15 protein-coding genes are annotated in these 15,979 nt (G+C 59.7%); 9 read left to right on the top strand and 6 right to left on the bottom strand.

The genetic code is table 11. The features are described 5' to 3' along the window. The first annotated feature begins 36 nt into the window (after positions 1–36). Both PCPL58_RS08980 and PCPL58_RS08975 read left to right on the top strand, forming a co-directional pair. Positions 37–1,242: an aminotransferase class V-fold PLP-dependent enzyme gene (locus PCPL58_RS08980; RefSeq protein WP_065349261.1), complete on the top strand. Its 1,206-nt coding sequence runs from the start codon at positions 37–39 to the stop codon at positions 1,240–1,242. Further along, positions 1,239–1,646 (top strand): SufE family protein, encoded by a 408-nt coding sequence (locus PCPL58_RS08975; protein ID WP_060708777.1) that lies wholly within the window; start codon positions 1,239–1,241, stop codon positions 1,644–1,646. Before PCPL58_RS08980 ends, PCPL58_RS08975 begins: the two co-directional genes overlap by 4 nt. On the opposite strand, the gene tcdA is transcribed toward PCPL58_RS08975, so the two are convergent. Further along, positions 1,637–2,467 (bottom strand): tRNA cyclic N6-threonylcarbamoyladenosine(37) synthase TcdA, encoded by an 831-nt coding sequence (gene tcdA, locus PCPL58_RS08970; protein ID WP_044309251.1) that lies wholly within the window; start codon positions 2,465–2,467, stop codon positions 1,637–1,639. The two genes, PCPL58_RS08975 and tcdA, sit on opposite strands and share 10 nt — an antisense overlap. 283 nt (positions 2,468–2,750) lie before the next feature. Here tcdA and PCPL58_RS08965 point away from each other — a divergent pair, with 283 nt between their 5' ends. The 6 genes from PCPL58_RS08965 to PCPL58_RS08940 all read left to right on the top strand — a co-directional run bounded on the left by PCPL58_RS08965 (position 2,751) and on the right by PCPL58_RS08940 (position 11,407). Then, positions 2,751–5,264, top strand: coding sequence for a glycosyltransferase family 2 protein (locus PCPL58_RS08965; protein ID WP_065349260.1), 2,514 nt, complete (start codon positions 2,751–2,753; stop codon positions 5,262–5,264). A gap of 99 nt (positions 5,265–5,363) precedes the next feature. Beyond that, entirely contained in the window at positions 5,364–6,515 is a 1,152-nt protein-coding gene (dapE, locus tag PCPL58_RS08960) for a succinyl-diaminopimelate desuccinylase (RefSeq protein ID WP_065349259.1), read from the top strand. Next, positions 6,515–7,324: a putative RNA methyltransferase gene (locus PCPL58_RS08955; protein WP_003433405.1), complete on the top strand. Its 810-nt coding sequence runs from the start codon at positions 6,515–6,517 to the stop codon at positions 7,322–7,324. Before dapE ends, PCPL58_RS08955 begins: the two co-directional genes overlap by 1 nt. Positions 7,325–7,343: 19 nt before the next feature. After that, positions 7,344–7,721, top strand: coding sequence for a hypothetical protein (locus tag PCPL58_RS08950; RefSeq protein ID WP_003433406.1), 378 nt, complete (start codon positions 7,344–7,346; stop codon positions 7,719–7,721). A gap of 177 nt (positions 7,722–7,898) precedes the next feature. Then, a complete protein-coding gene (gene plsB / locus PCPL58_RS08945; RefSeq protein WP_058398134.1) occupies positions 7,899–10,400 on the top strand; it encodes a glycerol-3-phosphate 1-O-acyltransferase PlsB in 2,502 nt (833 codons plus the stop codon). A gap of 317 nt (positions 10,401–10,717) precedes the next feature. Beyond that, positions 10,718–11,407 carry a DUF4197 domain-containing protein gene (locus tag PCPL58_RS08940; protein WP_003364891.1) on the top strand — a complete coding sequence of 230 codons (690 nt, stop codon included), beginning with the start codon at positions 10,718–10,720 and terminating at the stop codon, positions 11,405–11,407. Between the two features lie 71 nt (positions 11,408–11,478). Here the strand turns inward: PCPL58_RS08940 and PCPL58_RS08935 are convergent, their stop codons facing one another. Beyond that, complete coding sequence (locus PCPL58_RS08935; protein WP_003364894.1) at positions 11,479–12,288, bottom strand: class I SAM-dependent methyltransferase; 810 nt, start codon at positions 12,286–12,288, stop codon at positions 11,479–11,481. A gap of 96 nt (positions 12,289–12,384) precedes the next feature. Here PCPL58_RS08935 and PCPL58_RS08930 point away from each other — a divergent pair, with 96 nt between their 5' ends. Beyond that, complete coding sequence (locus PCPL58_RS08930; protein ID WP_003364895.1) at positions 12,385–13,008, top strand: hypothetical protein; 624 nt, start codon at positions 12,385–12,387, stop codon at positions 13,006–13,008. A 10-nt stretch (positions 13,009–13,018) separates the two neighbouring features. On the opposite strand, the gene PCPL58_RS08925 is transcribed toward PCPL58_RS08930, so the two are convergent. The 4 genes from PCPL58_RS08925 to tsaB all read right to left on the bottom strand — a co-directional run bounded on the left by PCPL58_RS08925 (position 13,019) and on the right by tsaB (position 15,938). Continuing rightward, complete coding sequence (locus PCPL58_RS08925) at positions 13,019–13,708, bottom strand: extensin-like domain-containing protein (RefSeq protein WP_065349258.1); 690 nt, start codon at positions 13,706–13,708, stop codon at positions 13,019–13,021. Positions 13,709–13,841: 133 nt separating this feature from the next. Then, positions 13,842–14,705: a DUF72 domain-containing protein gene (locus tag PCPL58_RS08920; RefSeq protein WP_065349257.1), complete on the bottom strand. Its 864-nt coding sequence runs from the start codon at positions 14,703–14,705 to the stop codon at positions 13,842–13,844. A gap of 2 nt (positions 14,706–14,707) precedes the next feature. Beyond that, positions 14,708–15,019: a hypothetical protein gene (locus tag PCPL58_RS08915; RefSeq protein WP_003364898.1), complete on the bottom strand. Its 312-nt coding sequence runs from the start codon at positions 15,017–15,019 to the stop codon at positions 14,708–14,710. Between the two features lie 244 nt (positions 15,020–15,263). Beyond that, the gene (gene tsaB, locus PCPL58_RS08910) at positions 15,264–15,938 is read right to left on the bottom strand and encodes a tRNA (adenosine(37)-N6)-threonylcarbamoyltransferase complex dimerization subunit type 1 TsaB (RefSeq protein WP_003433409.1); all 675 of its coding nucleotides are present in this window, start codon (positions 15,936–15,938) and stop codon (positions 15,264–15,266) included. Positions 15,939–15,979: the final 41 nt, after the last annotated feature.

Genomic DNA, 15,979 nt, shown 5'->3' with positions numbered 1-15,979 from the left:
ATGGCGTTGAACCCGCCTCCACACGCTGGACGAACAATGCCCCTCTTCTCTCCCTGGCGCAGCGACTTCCCCGCACTCGCCGCTCTGCAACGGCAAGGCCAGACCTATCTGGACAATGCCGCCACGACGCAGAAGCCTCAGGCGCTGATCGACGCCCTGACTCATTACTACACCAACGGTGCCGCCAACGTGCATCGTGCCCAGCATCTGCCCGGCGCGCACGCCACCCAGGCGTTCGAGGCCAGCCGTGGCAAGGTCGCCCACTGGCTGAATTCCGGTGAAAACGGCCAGATCATCTTCACCCATGGCGCAACGTCTGCGCTGAACCTGCTGGCCTACGGGCTGGAACATGAATTCGCTGCGGGCGACGAAATCGCCATCAGCGCGCTGGAACATCACGCCAATCTGCTGCCATGGCAGCAACTGGCTCAGCGACGCGGCCTGAAACTGGTAATTCTGCCGCTGGACATTGATGGCGTGATCGACTGCGATGCGGCAGCCAACCTGATCGGACCGCGCACACGCCTGCTCGGAGTCACCCAGCTCTCAAACGTGCTCGGCACCTGGCAACCCTTGGCCCGCCTCATCGCACTGGCCAAGACCCAAAGCGCACTCACCGTCGTGGACGGCTCACAAGGCGTGGTGCACGGACGCCACGATGTGCAGGCGTTGGGTTGCGATTTTTATGTGTTTTCCAGCCACAAACTGTACGGCCCGGAAGGACTCGGCGTGCTTTACGGACGCAACGAGGCGCTGCCCAGCCTCGCGCATTGGCAGTTCGGCGGCGAGATGGTGCTGACGGCCGATTATCAGCACGCGAAATTTCGTCCGGCACCCCTGGGTTTCGAAGCCGGCACCCCGCCCATCGCCAGCGTGATCGGTCTGGGCGCTACGCTGGGTTATCTGGACAGTCTCGACCACCAGGCGGTTGCAGAACATGAAGCCAGACTGCACCGTCGCCTGCTCGAGGGCCTGCAGCAGCGGGACGGCATTCAGGTCCTGGGCTCGCCGGATCTGGCACTGGTCAGCTTCGTCGTCGACGGTATTCACAATGCCGATGTGGCCCACCTGCTGACCGAACAGGGCATAGCCGTACGCGCCGGTCATCACTGCGCGATGCCGCTGTTCAAGACCCTTGGCCTGCCCGGCGCGATTCGGGTGTCACTGGCGCTGTACAACGATTCGGACGATCTGCTGCAGTTCTTCAGCGCACTGGATCAGGCACTGGAGCTGCTTCGATGAGCCTGCCCGCATTGGCGCAAACTGCGCTCGACAGTTTTTCCCGGCAACAAGGCTGGGAACAGCGCGCGCGCCTGCTGATGCAATGGGGCGATCAACTGGCGCCGTTGAGTGACGAAGAAAGGACCGACGACAATCTGGTGCACGGTTGTGAAAGCAAGGTCTGGCTGACCGGCGAAGTCAGCGACAACGCCTGGCTGTTTCGAGCTGCGAGCGACGCTCGACTGATTCGCGGTCTGGTAGCGCTGCTGCTGGCGCGTGTCAACGGCCTGTCGGAACGAGAACTGGCAGCCGTAGATTTACCTGACTGGTTCAATCGATTGGGACTCGCCCGCCAACTCTCACCCTCGCGCAGCAACGGCCTGAATGCCGTACTGCAGAAGATGCGCCATCTGACTCAAGCCTGATCGGGCGTTGCAGCCGCTGGCTTGACCCGCTCCGAAGGCCGTCGCGTGCCCGCCACCAACTTGTCCACTGCACGGGTGGCGGCAACCATGCCAAAGGTCGCGGTCACCATCATCACGGCACCGAAACCACCGGCGCAATCGAGCTTTACGCCCTCGCCGACGAATTTCTTTTCCAGACAAATGCTGCCATCCGGCTTGGGGTAGCGCAGTTGCTCGCTGGAAAACACGCAAGGCACGCTGTAGTGACGGTTCGGCGTACGTGAAAAACCATAATCCCGACGCAGGGTCGAGCGCACCTTGGAGGCCAGCGGGTCATTGAAGGTGCGGTTGAGGTCGGCGATCTGAATCAGGGTCGGATCGATCTGCCCACCCGCCCCGCCGGTGGTGACCATCTGAATCTTGCGTCGTTTGCACCAGGAAATCAGCGCAGCCTTGGCATTGACGCTGTCGATACAGTCGATCACGAAGTCCATGTCAGGGGTAATGCACTCGGCCATGGTGTCGCGGGTCACGAAATCAGCCACGGCGTGGACAATGCAATCGGGGTTGATCGCGCGGATACGCTCAGCCATCACCTCGACTTTCGGCTGGCCGACCGTACCGCTCAGCGCATGCAACTGGCGGTTGCTGTTACTGACACAGACATCGTCCATGTCGAACAGCGAAATCTCGCCCACGCCACTGCGCGCCATCGCTTCCGCCGCCCAGGAGCCCACACCGCCGATACCCACCACCGCCACATGAGCCGCGCGCAGGCGTGCCAACCCCTCGATGCCATATAGACGGGCGATACCCGCGAACCGTGGATCTTCTGCGCTCATGATCAATACCTCAAAAACCGGCGCGCATTATAGGGGTTTGTCGACGGCAAGACACCTGACTTGTTCCCGGCAGGCGAGGTCGTTGTCCGTTGACGAGCTGCCCCAGAGACTCAAGGGAAGTAAAAAATAATGATCTCAGAACGCGATCAACGCTGACTGCTTAAACGCCATTCCGTTTTTGGAAAAGCCCGAGGAAAAGAGTCTAAGCATTGCAAACGGCAATGAACGAGGACGACTAAGGTTAATCAACGCGAAGGGAACTCGCGGCACCGGCGCAACAAGCATGGAGCACATTGCAGACATGGATGAATATTCAAACAAGGCAGGCACGTGGCTGAAAAACCTGTTCAAAACCAGGTTCAACTATCCGCCCAACTGGCCTGCAATGATCTCTGGCGTGGCCTACGCCCCTTTTCGACCGGGCCAAAGCCCCTACAAACAGATTTTTCCGACGCGTGATCAGATAAGAGAAGACCTGCCGCGACTTCGAAGCATTACACGGAATATAAGAACTTACTCGGTGGAAGGGACATTGATGCATATCCCCGAACTCGCCGAAGCACTGGGCATGAATGTCACGCTTGGCGTGTGGATAACAGAGGACGAAACGCACAATATCGAGGAAATAAATGCAGGGATCGAACTCGCCAACCGTTACTCCAGCGTGCAACGCCTGGTCTTGGGAAATGAAGTCCTGTTTCGTGATGATGTTCCCATCGACCTGCTTATTCTCTATCTGCAGACCGCACGACGCGCCGTCAATGTGCCTGTTTCGACCTCCGAGATATGGACACAATGGTACGAGACGCCGGAACTCGTCAGGCATGTCGACTTCATTGCCGCCCATATTTTGCCTTTCTGGGAAAGCGTTTCAGCGCTGGACGCGACCGCGATCACTCTGGCACACGCGAACGAACTGAGAACGAGATTCCCCGACACCCCCCTCATACTTTCCGAGATTGGCTGGCCGAGCAAGGCCATCGCCAAGAGGCGGATGACGACCTCTGACGCAGAGCACTCGATATACCTGCGCAACCAGATTCCATTACTGGATCAGCACGACCATGACTATTTCGTGATAGAAGCCTTCGATCAGCACTGGAAGACTGAAGAAGGTCTGCCCTGGCCTAATTGGGGTTTGTTCGATGCAAAGCGCAGATTAAAACTGCACATCAACGGCCCGGTAAAAATGCCGGTCAACATGCTCTCGGAAATACTCAGGCTTATCACCCGCCTTAAACCGGAGTCGTGGCCTACAGGCGCCTTGATAATCGTGCTGGCTTATTGCGTATTGTCAGGGTTCGGCATGCACTACTCACAGCCACTGCCCGCCTGGCTCGCGCTGCCTGTCGCCTTTATCTGGGCTGCCAGCGTGCTGACTTACGTGGGTATCGAAACGCACGAATTCCTCGAAGCCTGCTGGGGACCGGACACCCCACGGTCTTTCCGCCCCGTCCATCGTCCTGTTGGTCCCGCCCCGAAAGTTTCCCTGCATGTTCCGTGCTGCAACGAACCTCCGGATATGGTGAAACGGACCCTCGACTCGTTGCAAAAGCTGGACTACCCGGACTTCGAGGTGCTGGTCATCGACAACAATACTCAGGACCCGGCCATCTGGAAGCCTATCGAGCGATACTGTCAGCAGCTCGGCCCTCGGTTCCAGTTTTTTCATGTCAGTCCACTTCCCGGATTCAAAGCGGGTGCACTTAACTATCTCCTGAGACATACCGCTGAAGACGCAGAAGTAGTGGCAGTCATCGACGCTGATTACTGCGTCCATCGACAGTGGCTCAAACATATGGTGCCCCACTTCACGGACCCGAAGGTTGCAGTCATTCAATCGCCGCAGGATTATCGCGACGGTCACGAAAGCCTGTTCAAGTATTGCTGTCAGGCCGAGTACCAAGGTTTTTTTAACATCGGCATGGTGATCCGTAACGATCACGATGCAATTATCCAGCACGGCACCATGACACTGATCCGCCGATCAGCACTGGACCGACTGGGCTGGGCGGAGTGGTGCATATGCGAAGACGCCGAACTTGGCCTGCGTATGCTGGAAAGTGGTTTCTCCACGGGTTACGCCGCTATCAGCTATGGCAAAGGGCTGACTCCCGATACGTTCATGGACTTCAAGAAACAACGATATCGCTGGGCATATGGAGCTATGCAGATCGTCAAGCGGCACGCCGGAAGCCTGATTGCAGGAAACTGCGCGTCCCTGAGCGCGATGCAACGCTACCATTTCATCGCGGGGTGGATGCCGTGGGTGGCAGAAGGCATGAATTATCTGTTAACGCTGGCTGCGTTGGCCTGGTCGATGGCAATGATCCTTAAGCCCGAGACTTTCGGGCCGCTGCCATGGATATTTTCCACGTCGTTGATACTGATGTTTGCCCTGCGCTCGTTAAAGATGATTGTGCTCTACCGGCAGTTGGTCAGCACACACACCAAAGAGGCACTGGCGGCGATACTGGCCGGCATGGCGCTTTATCCGACCTTGGGCAAGGCAGTGCTGGCGGGGCTTTTCACCTCGGCAATGCCTTTCTACAGAACGCCCAAACATACCTCTGCAAACCGGATCGGACAAAACCTGCTCGATGTAAGGGAAGAACTGTCTACCTTGGCGATCTCCTGGATCGCGATTGTGCTTTTGCTCACAGGCAGGGCATCCATCGATACGAATTCCGGTTTCTGGATAACCATGCTGTTCGCACAATCACTCCCTTATCTGGCAGCCATTACCATGGCAATCCTGTCCGCTCGCGCAACCCGCCCCGCCCCATCCACAACCTGACCTATCCACAGCGCACGATAAACGACGGCCTCAGGTCGTCGTTTTGCTTTAAGATATCTGCCTTTTCGCGCCCAAAGTCTTGCTACCGGAGTTCTGTACATGACGGCCCCAGCCGACCTCTCGCCCACCCTCCAACTCGCCTGCGATCTGATCCGCCGTCCTTCGGTGACGCCGGTCGATGCCGATTGCCAGACCGTGATGATGCAGCGCCTGGGCGATGCCGGCTTCAAGCTGGAGCCAATGCGTATCGAAGACGTCGACAACTTCTGGGCCACACACGGCACCACCGACGGCCCGATGCTGTGTTTCGCCGGTCATACCGACGTGGTTCCGACCGGTCCAGTACAGAACTGGCAGAACGATCCGTTCGATGCGTTGATCGACGAGCACGGCATGCTCTGCGGGCGCGGCGCGGCAGACATGAAAGGCAGTCTGGCGGCCATGCTGGTGGCGGCCGAGCGCTTTGTCGCCGATCATCCTGATCATAAGGGCTCGGTGGCATTTCTGATCACCAGCGACGAAGAAGGCCCGGCGCATCACGGCACCAAGGCTGTCGTAGAGCGCCTCGCGGCCCGTAACGAGCGTCTGGACTGGTGCATCGTCGGCGAGCCTTCGAGCACCACACTGGTCGGCGATGTGGTCAAGAACGGTCGACGCGGCTCGCTGGGGGCCACGCTGACGGTGCGCGGCAAGCAAGGCCATGTGGCTTACCCGCATCTGGCGAAGAACCCGATTCATCTGGCCGCGCCGGCCCTGGCCGAACTGGCCGCCGAGCACTGGGACCATGGCAACGATTTCTTCCCGCCGACCAGCTTCCAGATCTCCAACCTGAACGCTGGCACCGGCGCCACCAACGTCATCCCGGGCGATCTGGTGGCGGTCTTCAACTTCCGCTTTTCCACCGAATCTACCGTCGAAGGCTTGCAGCAGCGCGTTGCCGACATCCTCGACAAGCATGAACTGGACTGGCACGTGGACTGGGCATTGTCCGGCCTGCCATTCCTGACCGAGCCGGGCGCGTTGCTGGACGCCGTGTCCTCAAGCATCAAAAGCGTCACGGGCCGTGACACCAAAGCCTCGACCAGCGGCGGAACCTCCGATGGTCGCTTCATTGCCACCCTCGGTACCCAGGTGGTCGAGCTGGGGCCGGTCAACGCGACGATCCACCAGGTCAACGAACGTATTCTGGCCAGCGATCTGGATGTGCTGACCGAGATCTACTACCAGACCCTGGTCAAGTTGCTCGCCTGATGCTGACCTGCCCGATCTGCTCAGCGCCGCTCAGCACTGCCGACAACGGCGTTGTGTGCCCGGCCAATCATCGCTTCGACCGCGCCCGTCAGGGTTATCTGAACCTGTTGCCGGTGCAGCACAAGAACAGCCGCGACCCTGGCGACAATCAGGCCATGGTCGAGGCGCGACGCGACTTTCTCAACGCCGGGCACTACGCTCCGGTAGCCCGGCGTCTGGCTGAACTGGCCGCCGAGCGATCCCCCGCGCATTGGTTGGACATCGGCTGTGGCGAAGGGTATTACACCGCGCAGATTGCCGAAGCCTTGCCTCATGCCGATGGCTATGCGCTGGACATCTCCCGTGAAGCGGTCAAGCGCGCCTGCCGTCGTGACCCGACGCTGACCTGGATGGTCGCCAGCATGGCGCGTGTGCCACTTCCGGATGCCAGTTGCCAGTTTCTGGCCAGCGTGTTCAGCCCGCTGGACTGGCAGGAAGCCAAACGCCTGCTGACCCCTGGCGGCGGACTGATGCGGGTCGGCCCGACCAATGAGCATCTGATGGAGCTGCGTCAGCGGCTCTATGATGAAGTGCGCGATTATGCCGATGACAAGCACCTGTCGCTGGTGCCGCAAGGCATGCAGCTGCAACACAGCGAAACCCTGCGCTACACGCTGAAGCTGATCGACGGCCAGTCCCGCGCCGATCTGCTGGCCATGACACCGCACGGCTGGCGCGCCAGCGCCGAACGTCGGGCAGCGGTCATCGAGCAACCAGGACCTTTCAAGGTCACCGTTTCCATGCGCTACGATTATTTCGTGCTGCAATAAGCATTCAACAGAGGCCCCCATGCGCCAACCCGATATCGAGATTTACCTGAAAGACGAAGACGTCGATCACAAGGCAATCGCCCAATGGCTCGGCGACGCGCTGGGCTCCTGCAGCGAATGGAAGCAGAAAGGCCAGACCTGGAAATGCACAGCGGGCACTGTGGCCGTCACCTGGCTGCCCAAAGCGGTCGGCAAATGGAACAGCCTGCATCTGGACAGCGACCAGACCCCGTGGGAAGACGACATCGCCTGCGCCCGCGCTGCATTCAAGGCCTTGAACGTTGAAGTACGTTGCGCCCCGGGCACCTGGGTTGAAGAAGAAAGCGACGAGACTGCCGATCGCTGGATACGCGTGAGTGCCGACGGCGAAGAAGAGATAACCTGGCGAACCTCGTAGGATTTTTCGCTGCGACGTTGCCGATGCGTGCCGTCGTGAGGTGAACCCGGCTCGGTACGCGGTCATTCAGACTTGATCCGTTCAGCCGGCATACGGCGCTTTTGCCGATCGCTGCGGGATACGTCACACTGGCGCCCATCCAGGGCAATCGCCCGCCCCTCACTCAGCAGAAGCCGTATGACCCGTTCTCCATTCCGTCGTCTTGTGTTCGGCACCCTGCGCCGGTTGTTGTATCTCTGGGTTCGCTCGGAAACCATCAATCAATCGTCTTTCACGCTGAATCTGGACCGCAGTCGTCCGGTGTTCTACGCACTGCAATCGCCGTCGATCAGCGATCTGGCAGTGATCGACACAGAATGCCGCAAGGCCGGTCTGCCTCGTCCGGTGCTGTCGGTGGCGGTCGGTAACCTGATTGAGCCCGCCGCATTCTTTTACCTGACCCCCTCCCCTGACTGGCTCGGTCGCCAGGACAAGCGCGGTGCGCCCCCGACGCTGGAGCGTGTGGTTGCAGCCATCAGCCAGAACCCCGGCGAAGACGCGCAGATCATCCCGGTCAGCGTGTTCTGGGGCCAGTCACCTGACCGCGAGTCCAGTGCCTGGAAGCTGCTGTTCGCCGACAGCTGGGCGGTGACCGGTCGCTTACGCCGTCTGGTCAGCATCCTGATTCTGGGCCGCAAGACCCGCGTGCAGTTTTCTGCGCCGATTCACATGCGCGAACTGGTGGGTGAAAACAAGGGTTACGAACTGACGCTGCGCATGACTCAACGTCTGCTGCGCGTGCATTTTCGCAACCTGAAAAGCGCCGTGATCGGCCCGGACGTTTCGCACCGGCGCACGGTGGTCAAGGGTCTGCTGGATGAGCCACTGGTCAAGCAGGCGATCATCGAAGAGGCCGAGCGTGAACACATCACCCAGGAAAAGGCGCGGGAACGGGCACTGAGCTACGGCAACGAGATCGCCTCGGACTACACCTATTCGGTGATCCGCTTCATGGAAGTGGTCCTCAGCTGGTTCTGGAACAAGATCTACGATGGCATCAAGGTCAGCCACATCGAAGGCGTTCAGGAAGTGGCGCCGGGACATGAGGTCATTTATGTACCTTGCCACCGCAGCCATATCGATTATCTGCTGCTGTCTTACCTGCTGTTTCGCAATGGCCTCACGCCGCCGCACATCGCCGCCGGCATCAACCTGAATATGCCTGTGGTCGGCAGCCTGCTGCGACGTGGCGGGGCATTTTTCATGCGCCGCACGTTCAAGGGCAACCCGCTGTATACGGCGGTGTTCACCGAGTACCTGCACACGCTGTTCATCAAGGGCTTTCCGGTCGAATACTTTGTCGAAGGCGGCCGTTCGCGCACCGGGCGCATGCTGCAACCGAAAACCGGCATGCTCGCCATCACTCTGCGCAGCTTCCTGCGCAACTCGCGGATGCCCATCGTCTTCATTCCGGTGTACATCGGCTACGAGCGTGTTCTGGAGGGCCGCACCTACCTGGGCGAGCTGCGCGGGGCAACCAAGAAGAAAGAGTCGATCTTCGATATCTTCAAAGTCATTGGCGCGCTGAAAAAGCGCTTCGGCCAAGTCTCGGTGAACTTCGGTGCGCCCATCAAACTGGCCGAGTTCCTCGATGGCGAGCAACCGGACTGGCGTGAACAGCAACTGGACCCGCAATTTCGCCCCGAATGGCTGAGCGAGACCACGCACCGCCTGGGTGAGCGTGTGGCCCAGCACCTGAACGAAGCCGCTGCCGTCAACCCGATGAACCTGGTTGCCGTGGCGTTACTGTCGACGCAAAGGCTGGCGCTGGACGATCAGGCCATGGAGCGGGTTCTCGACCTGTACCTGACCCTGCTACGCGCCGTTCCGTACTCCCCGCACACGACGCTGCCCGAAGGCGACGGCCGCTCGCTGATCGAGCATGTCAAAGGCATGGACCTGCTCGCCGAGCAAAAAGACGCGCTGGGCAAAATTCTGTACCTGAACGAACAGAATGCGGTGTTGATGACCTACTACCGCAACAACGTTCTGCACATCTTTGCCCTGCCGTCGCTGCTCGCGAGCTTTTTCCAGAGCTCGTCGCGCATGACCCGCGATCAGATCCTGCGCTACACACGTGCACTTTACCCGTTCCTGCAATCGGAGCTGTTCATTCGCTGGCCGCTGAATGAGCTGGATGAGGTGGTCGATCAATGGCTCGCTGCGTTCGTGGAACAAGGTCTGTTGCGCTTCAAAAAGGACGCCTACGTGCGCCCCGAGCCCAGCTCGCGCGAGTTCGTCTTGCTGACCCTGTTGTCGCGCGCCATCGCCCAGACCCTGCAGCGCTTCTACATGGCGATCGCCTTGTTGCTCAACAGCGGGCAGAACACGCTGAGTCCCGAACAGCTCGAGGACCTGTGCACGGTCATGGCCCAGCGCCTGTCGATTCTGCACGGCCTCAATGCGCCGGAGTTTTTCGACAAGAGCCTGTTCCGGCACTTCATCCAGACCCTGCTGGACCTGGGCGTGCTGCGCAAGGACAGTGCCGGCAAGCTGAGCTATCACCCGATGCTGGGCGAACTGGCGGAAGGGGCGGCCAAGCGCGTATTGCCTGCCGAAATCCGTCTTTCGATACGGCAAGTGGCCTTGCACAGCAACGAAGAGGAGCAGGATGTGGGAACTGATCAAGGCGCAGCGTAGGGATTTTCCTTAATCTGGCAGGGATCTTTAGACGAGTGTTTTGTGCTGTCTGGCCCCTGCCAGGGTTTGGTTTGCACCAATGACTGGTGCCTATCAACTCAGGCAGCCTGCTGATCCGTTCAACACTGAATGCTCCCTTCAACGGTGCGCCTCGGCGCGCCGTTGTCGTCTCACAAAGCTTCATCCCCTCGACATCGATTGACGTCCATCGCTAACGGGTGCAAGTGCCTGTCGCGACTTCCTGATACGCTTGCTCACGCACCGCACCACTATCGCCCCGGGTTCAGGTCAGAACCCACTTCAACAAGGACGCTCTCATGCTTCGTTTTTCGTTCTCCCTGGCCGGCCTGTGCGCTGGCCTTCTGCTGTCGGCCAACGTTTTCGCTCTGTCGTTGAGCGACCTCTCGCAATCGGACGCAACCGGTGGACTCAAGGATGCCCTGACTCAGGGCGCACAGGTCGCCGTCAAACAGCTCGGCGTTCCCGGTGGTTTCAGCAAAAATGAAGAGGTGCGCATCGAGCTGCCGGGCAAACTCGGCCAGATCGCGAAGAAGATGAAAATGCTGGGCATGGGCACTCAGGTCGATCAGCTGGAAACCAGCATGAACCAGGCCGCCGAAGCCGCCGTGCCTCAAGCTCAGGCACTGCTTGTGGATGCAGTGAAGAAGATGAGCGTAACCGACGCCAAGGCCATTCTCAGCGGCGGCAAGGACTCGGCCACCCAGTACCTGAGCAGCACCAGCCGCGAGCAGATCCGCGCCAGGTTCCTGCCTATCGTCAAGAAGTCCACCGATCAGGTGGGTCTGGCCCAGAAGTACAATGCCTTTGCCGGCAAAGCGGCGGCGCTTGGCGCGCTTGACAGCAAAAGTGCCAACCTTGAAGGCTACGTGACCGAACAAGCGCTGAACGGGCTGTTCGAAATGATCGCCAAACAGGAAGAAAGCATCCGCGCCAACCCTGCTGCTGCCGCTACGGGCCTGGCGAAGAAGGTATTTGGCGCGCTTTGAGTATAAGGTCTGCGCCTGTATTCACGGGCGCCTCTGCGTTTGACTCGGGCCCGGGCCGTTGAGAATAGGCGCTATGCACCGCTTTCCTCTGCGGCTGCCTTGGGCTTCAAGGCCTTCTTCGGGTAAATGTCGTAGCGGCTGGATTTGCCGTCCAGCGCATAACCTGGCTTGAGGCCGTCGATGCAGGGGGCCTTGCGCGGGCGTTTGACCACCACGCGGTGGGTGGCAAGCGCCAGTGCTGCCTCAAGCAACGCAGGCGCGTCCATGTCATCACCGACCAATGGCCGGAACAGACGCATTTCCTTTTTCACCAGTGCGGTCTTTTCCCGGTGCGGAAACATCGGGTCCAGGTAGATCACCTGAGGCGGCTCCCCTGTCCAGGCGCGGATGATATCGATCGAGTTGCCGGTCAACAGGCGCATCCGGGCAATGATAGAACCGACATCACGATCACCGCGCCCACGGGCCAGACCGTCTTCCAGCAATGCAGCGATGATCGGCTGGCGCTCGATCAGGCTCATGTCGCAACCGAGACTCGCGAGCACGAACGCATCCTTGCCAAGGCCTGCCGTTGCGTCCAACACGCTGGGGCGAATGCCTGGCTGAATACCGACCGCTTTGGCAATCATCTGCCCGGTCCCACCACCGAACAGCCGCCGATGAGCGACTGCGCCCTCGACAAAGTCGACACGTACAGCGCCCGGTGCATCATCGCCCAACTGCTGCAATTGCAGCCCGTCGTCAGTCAGTTGCAGTGCAAAATCAGCGTGCGCATCGCTCAACGGCAGGCCCAGGCGCTGCGCCCATTGCGCCGCCTGCTCCTGCTCGCCAACGGCCAGGGCTTCGACCCGGATACGACTGCCTGCTTGCTGCTCAATCATTGCGTCTACACACTCAAAAATTGTTAATGATCGGCAAAGTCTGCCGATAACCAAGTATCCGGCATTTTGCCAGACCCAAGGCCAGTACTGATCGCTATGTCAGAGATTGTTCAATCATCCATCGGCTATTTGTCGCACTCAGGCGACTTTAGCGTACGCAACAGCCGCACACTGGGTGGTGTGACACAGCTGTGGTCGGATGCATTTGCCCGGGCGATGGCGGATCAGGTCAGTGAAAGCGCTTCAGTACCCGTACACCCGACGGCTGTTGAGGTGGATGTAGAAACAGGCGAGCCGGTCGCTGGCGCCAAAACCCTGAGCAAGATCGTCGAGCAACGTACCTGCCCGGTCACCGATACCGAGGTCAAGCCTCCAGAGCCGCTGTTCCTGCCGATTGCCGAGTTTGACCTTGATCTGCTGCCTCCGCCTGCAGAGCCGTTCAGCATGGCTGAAATGATCGAACAGCAACGCCATCTGGAGTTCGAGAGCCACTGGGTACGCCCTACCGTTCTGAACCCTTATGACGATAGCGTCAAACCAGGCCCAGGCCCGCAGCCACGCCCGCTGCATCTGCCGATTGCCGAATTCGAATGGGAACTGGCCGACAAGCCTGCCCAACCTCTGGATGAGCAGACGATCGCCGCCCAACAGCGCCAGTTCGACTACGAGAACGGCTGGGCACGTCCGTTGATCCTGCAGAACCTGCGGATGGCGGCATAAGCCCGAACACTTACCTGCACACCGACCAGCGCCCCATGTCGACGTGAAAATGATCGCGATGCGCCGCGTTGTACTCAGGCCCGAGCACCGTGCTGAAGTTTTTGCAGGCACCGTCACGTAACAGCCTCAGAAAACGCCCCTTTTCCCCCTCGTCGCCCCAATCCTTGAGAACAACGATGCGCTGACCGTCTGCCAGGCGAAAACCTGCCATGTCCAGCGCATTGGCCGTGGCGTGCTGGCTGAGCCGAGCATTGGCGCGGTTGTAGATGTTGCGGCAGGCAAAGCTGCCCAAATGATCGATCCGCGCTACCCGCTGGCCGAAAACGGCCTGAGCGGCGGGTTGCAACGTGTGAATATCAAACAGCGCATAGCCGACCGCCAACGGGCAACTGGCCAGAAAGCTGCTGCTCAGCGCCACGTCGCCACCCTGAATGCGCAGGGTATTTTCCAGGGGGCAACGGGCAGAAGGATCACTGTCGGCCTGGCGACTGAAACGCAACCCTGACGAACTCAGCACCTGATCGCACAGCGCGGGATCATTTTGCAGTCGCGACAGCTTGTAAGACGTCAGAAAGTTGGGCTCGGCCCGCACATCCAACGGCGCCCACGGGTTCCAGCGCTCGGGTACATCGACCCAGCCGCGCCAGACGGCGAACGCCCCCATTGCACAGAGCAGCAGGAATACCAGCAGTACGCGCATGCTTAAACCTTGACCCGCGCAACGGGTGCGAATCGAACAGAAAATCTGTGAACAGGGACAAAACAGCGCAGTTGCGAATCCATAAGCGGGCTCTCCACAAGGTCGGACTCTGTCAGCCCACACCTGGAAGACCTCAGAGCAAGCCCAACTGTTCCACCTGAGGCCCGCGATCCAGTTCGAACAATGCCGGCAGGCCAGGCAATCGCGCCATCAGTTGCTGATGAAAGCGCATGGCCTGTTCGGCAGCCCTGATGTTGTCCGGGGTGTGCAGGAAGACATAAGGCGTGCGCCCCTCTTCGATCCACACGGCGACCTTTTCCACCCACTGCACCAAAAACTGATCATTGGCCTCCAGGTCAGGACCGCCGATGAAACGGACCTGAGGAAACAGGGTCAGCGCGGCCGGACGAGGTGGCACCTTGGGTTTTTTCGATTGGGCGTGCAAGACTGCGGGATCGCTTGAGAAGCAGCTGAACAACGCGCGGGAATCGAGACAGATGCGCTCGACGCCTCGGTCCAGCAACAGGCGATTGAGCATGCGCTCTTCATCACCCTTCAGGAAAAACGCCATATTGCGCACTTCTACGGCAAGCGGCACGTTGAGTTCGTCGAGAAAGCCGGCCAGCTCGGCCAGACGCTGCGGCGTGAAGCTGGCTGGCAACTGCAGCCAGAACGGCGCAATCCGCCCGCCCAGAGGCGCAAGTAACCGGATGAATTCCTCAGCGGCGCCGACCTGCTCACGAAGGTCGCCGTTATGACTGATGTCTTTATGGAATTTGGCGGTGAAACGAAAATCGTCGGGCATCGTTTCTGCCCAGCGCTGCACCGTGGTGGCGGCGGGACGGGCGTAGAAAGTGGTGTTGCCTTCGACAGCGTTGAATACCTGAGTGTAAAGATTCAGGAAATCATTGGGGCGGGCATCTTCTGGATACAGCGAATCGCGCCAGGCGTTTTCACTCCATGACGGACAACCAACGTAGTAAGGCAGACGGGACACAATCAAACGTGCAGATCGAGCCCCGATACTTCAAGGTCCCAATCGACAAAACTGGCAGTGGCCATATAACTGGCCAGCGCGTGGGCGACACGAGAGCTCATGGAGCGCGGGAAAATGATGTCTTGCGGACGCGCAGGCACATTGGCAGTGCTGCCAATCGGTGAATCACCCGTTTCACGGCGAGCGCGCGCTGGGGGCGGCGGCAACTCGGCATCAACTACGACTTCCTCAAAAGACCCTTCGACGGTCGAAGGCGTTTTCTGCGGCTTTCGCTTGATGGGATACGAGCGTGATGAGGTTCCGTCTATGCGCATCGATTATGTACTCGGCGTCGATAGTGGCAATTTAGCGTTACTGCCTTGTAGTTCGCAAATTGCGTAGCGATAACTAGACCACATATCTTGCAACTTGTTATCGCCAAATGAGATTAAAGACCATTCAGACGATAAACGGTAGATGGCAAACTGATATTTTTCCAATACTGGTTGCGCGGTTGGCGAGTATTGAAAGACACCTGAATGGAATGCGGCAGGCTGTCGTGCAAGCCCCGCCCTTGCGTCAACGCGCCTTCGGCGTAGCCACCTTGTCACGCAGGTAAACCGGCTGAGCGTCATCCGCAGGCAGGGCTTCGCCGCGGTGCCAGGCAAAGGTTGCCAGCGTCAACAGATCCTGCGCGTGCGGTAGCATGGCTGCATCATGGCCTGTCAGGCTGAGCGGAATACGCTCTGCATAGCCCCAGCCCGTACCGGCGCCAAACCATTGCCCGCTGGCGTGCGCAGGCAGCGCGGCCAATTCGGGCGCCATCACCGCCTCTTCGCCCAACAGGCGCATTTCCCCGGCGGCCTCGTGATAGCAACCCCAGTACACCTCGTCCATGCGCGCATCGATAGCCGATGCCACCTGCGACACGCCGTGTTCGCGCAAGGCGCGCTGCGCCAGCACGGCGAGGTTCGACACGGGCAGCACCGGACGCTCAAGGGCAAATGCCAGGCCTTGCACGACGCCGATGGCAATACGCACGCCGGTAAACGCGCCGGGACCGCGCCCGAAAGCGATGGCGTCCAGCGCCGACATGGCAATGCCCGCCTCGGCCATCAGGCTTTTGATCATGGGCAGCAGCCGCTGGGCATGCAGGCGCGGGATCACCTCGTAGTGGCTCAGCACCTTGCCGTCATGCAGCAAAGCGACCGAGCAGGCTTCAGTGGCGGTGTCCAGGGCCAGCAAGGTGGTCATCGGTGTTTCCGTCGTGGTCAATGTGAAAAAGTGCAGCAGTA

This window comes from Pseudomonas cerasi, assembly GCF_900074915.1.
GTDB lineage: Bacteria > Pseudomonadota > Gammaproteobacteria > Pseudomonadales > Pseudomonadaceae > Aquipseudomonas > Aquipseudomonas cerasi.
The sequence above is the reverse complement of the archived record's forward strand: the minus strand, read 5'-3'. Positions and strand labels throughout refer to the sequence as shown.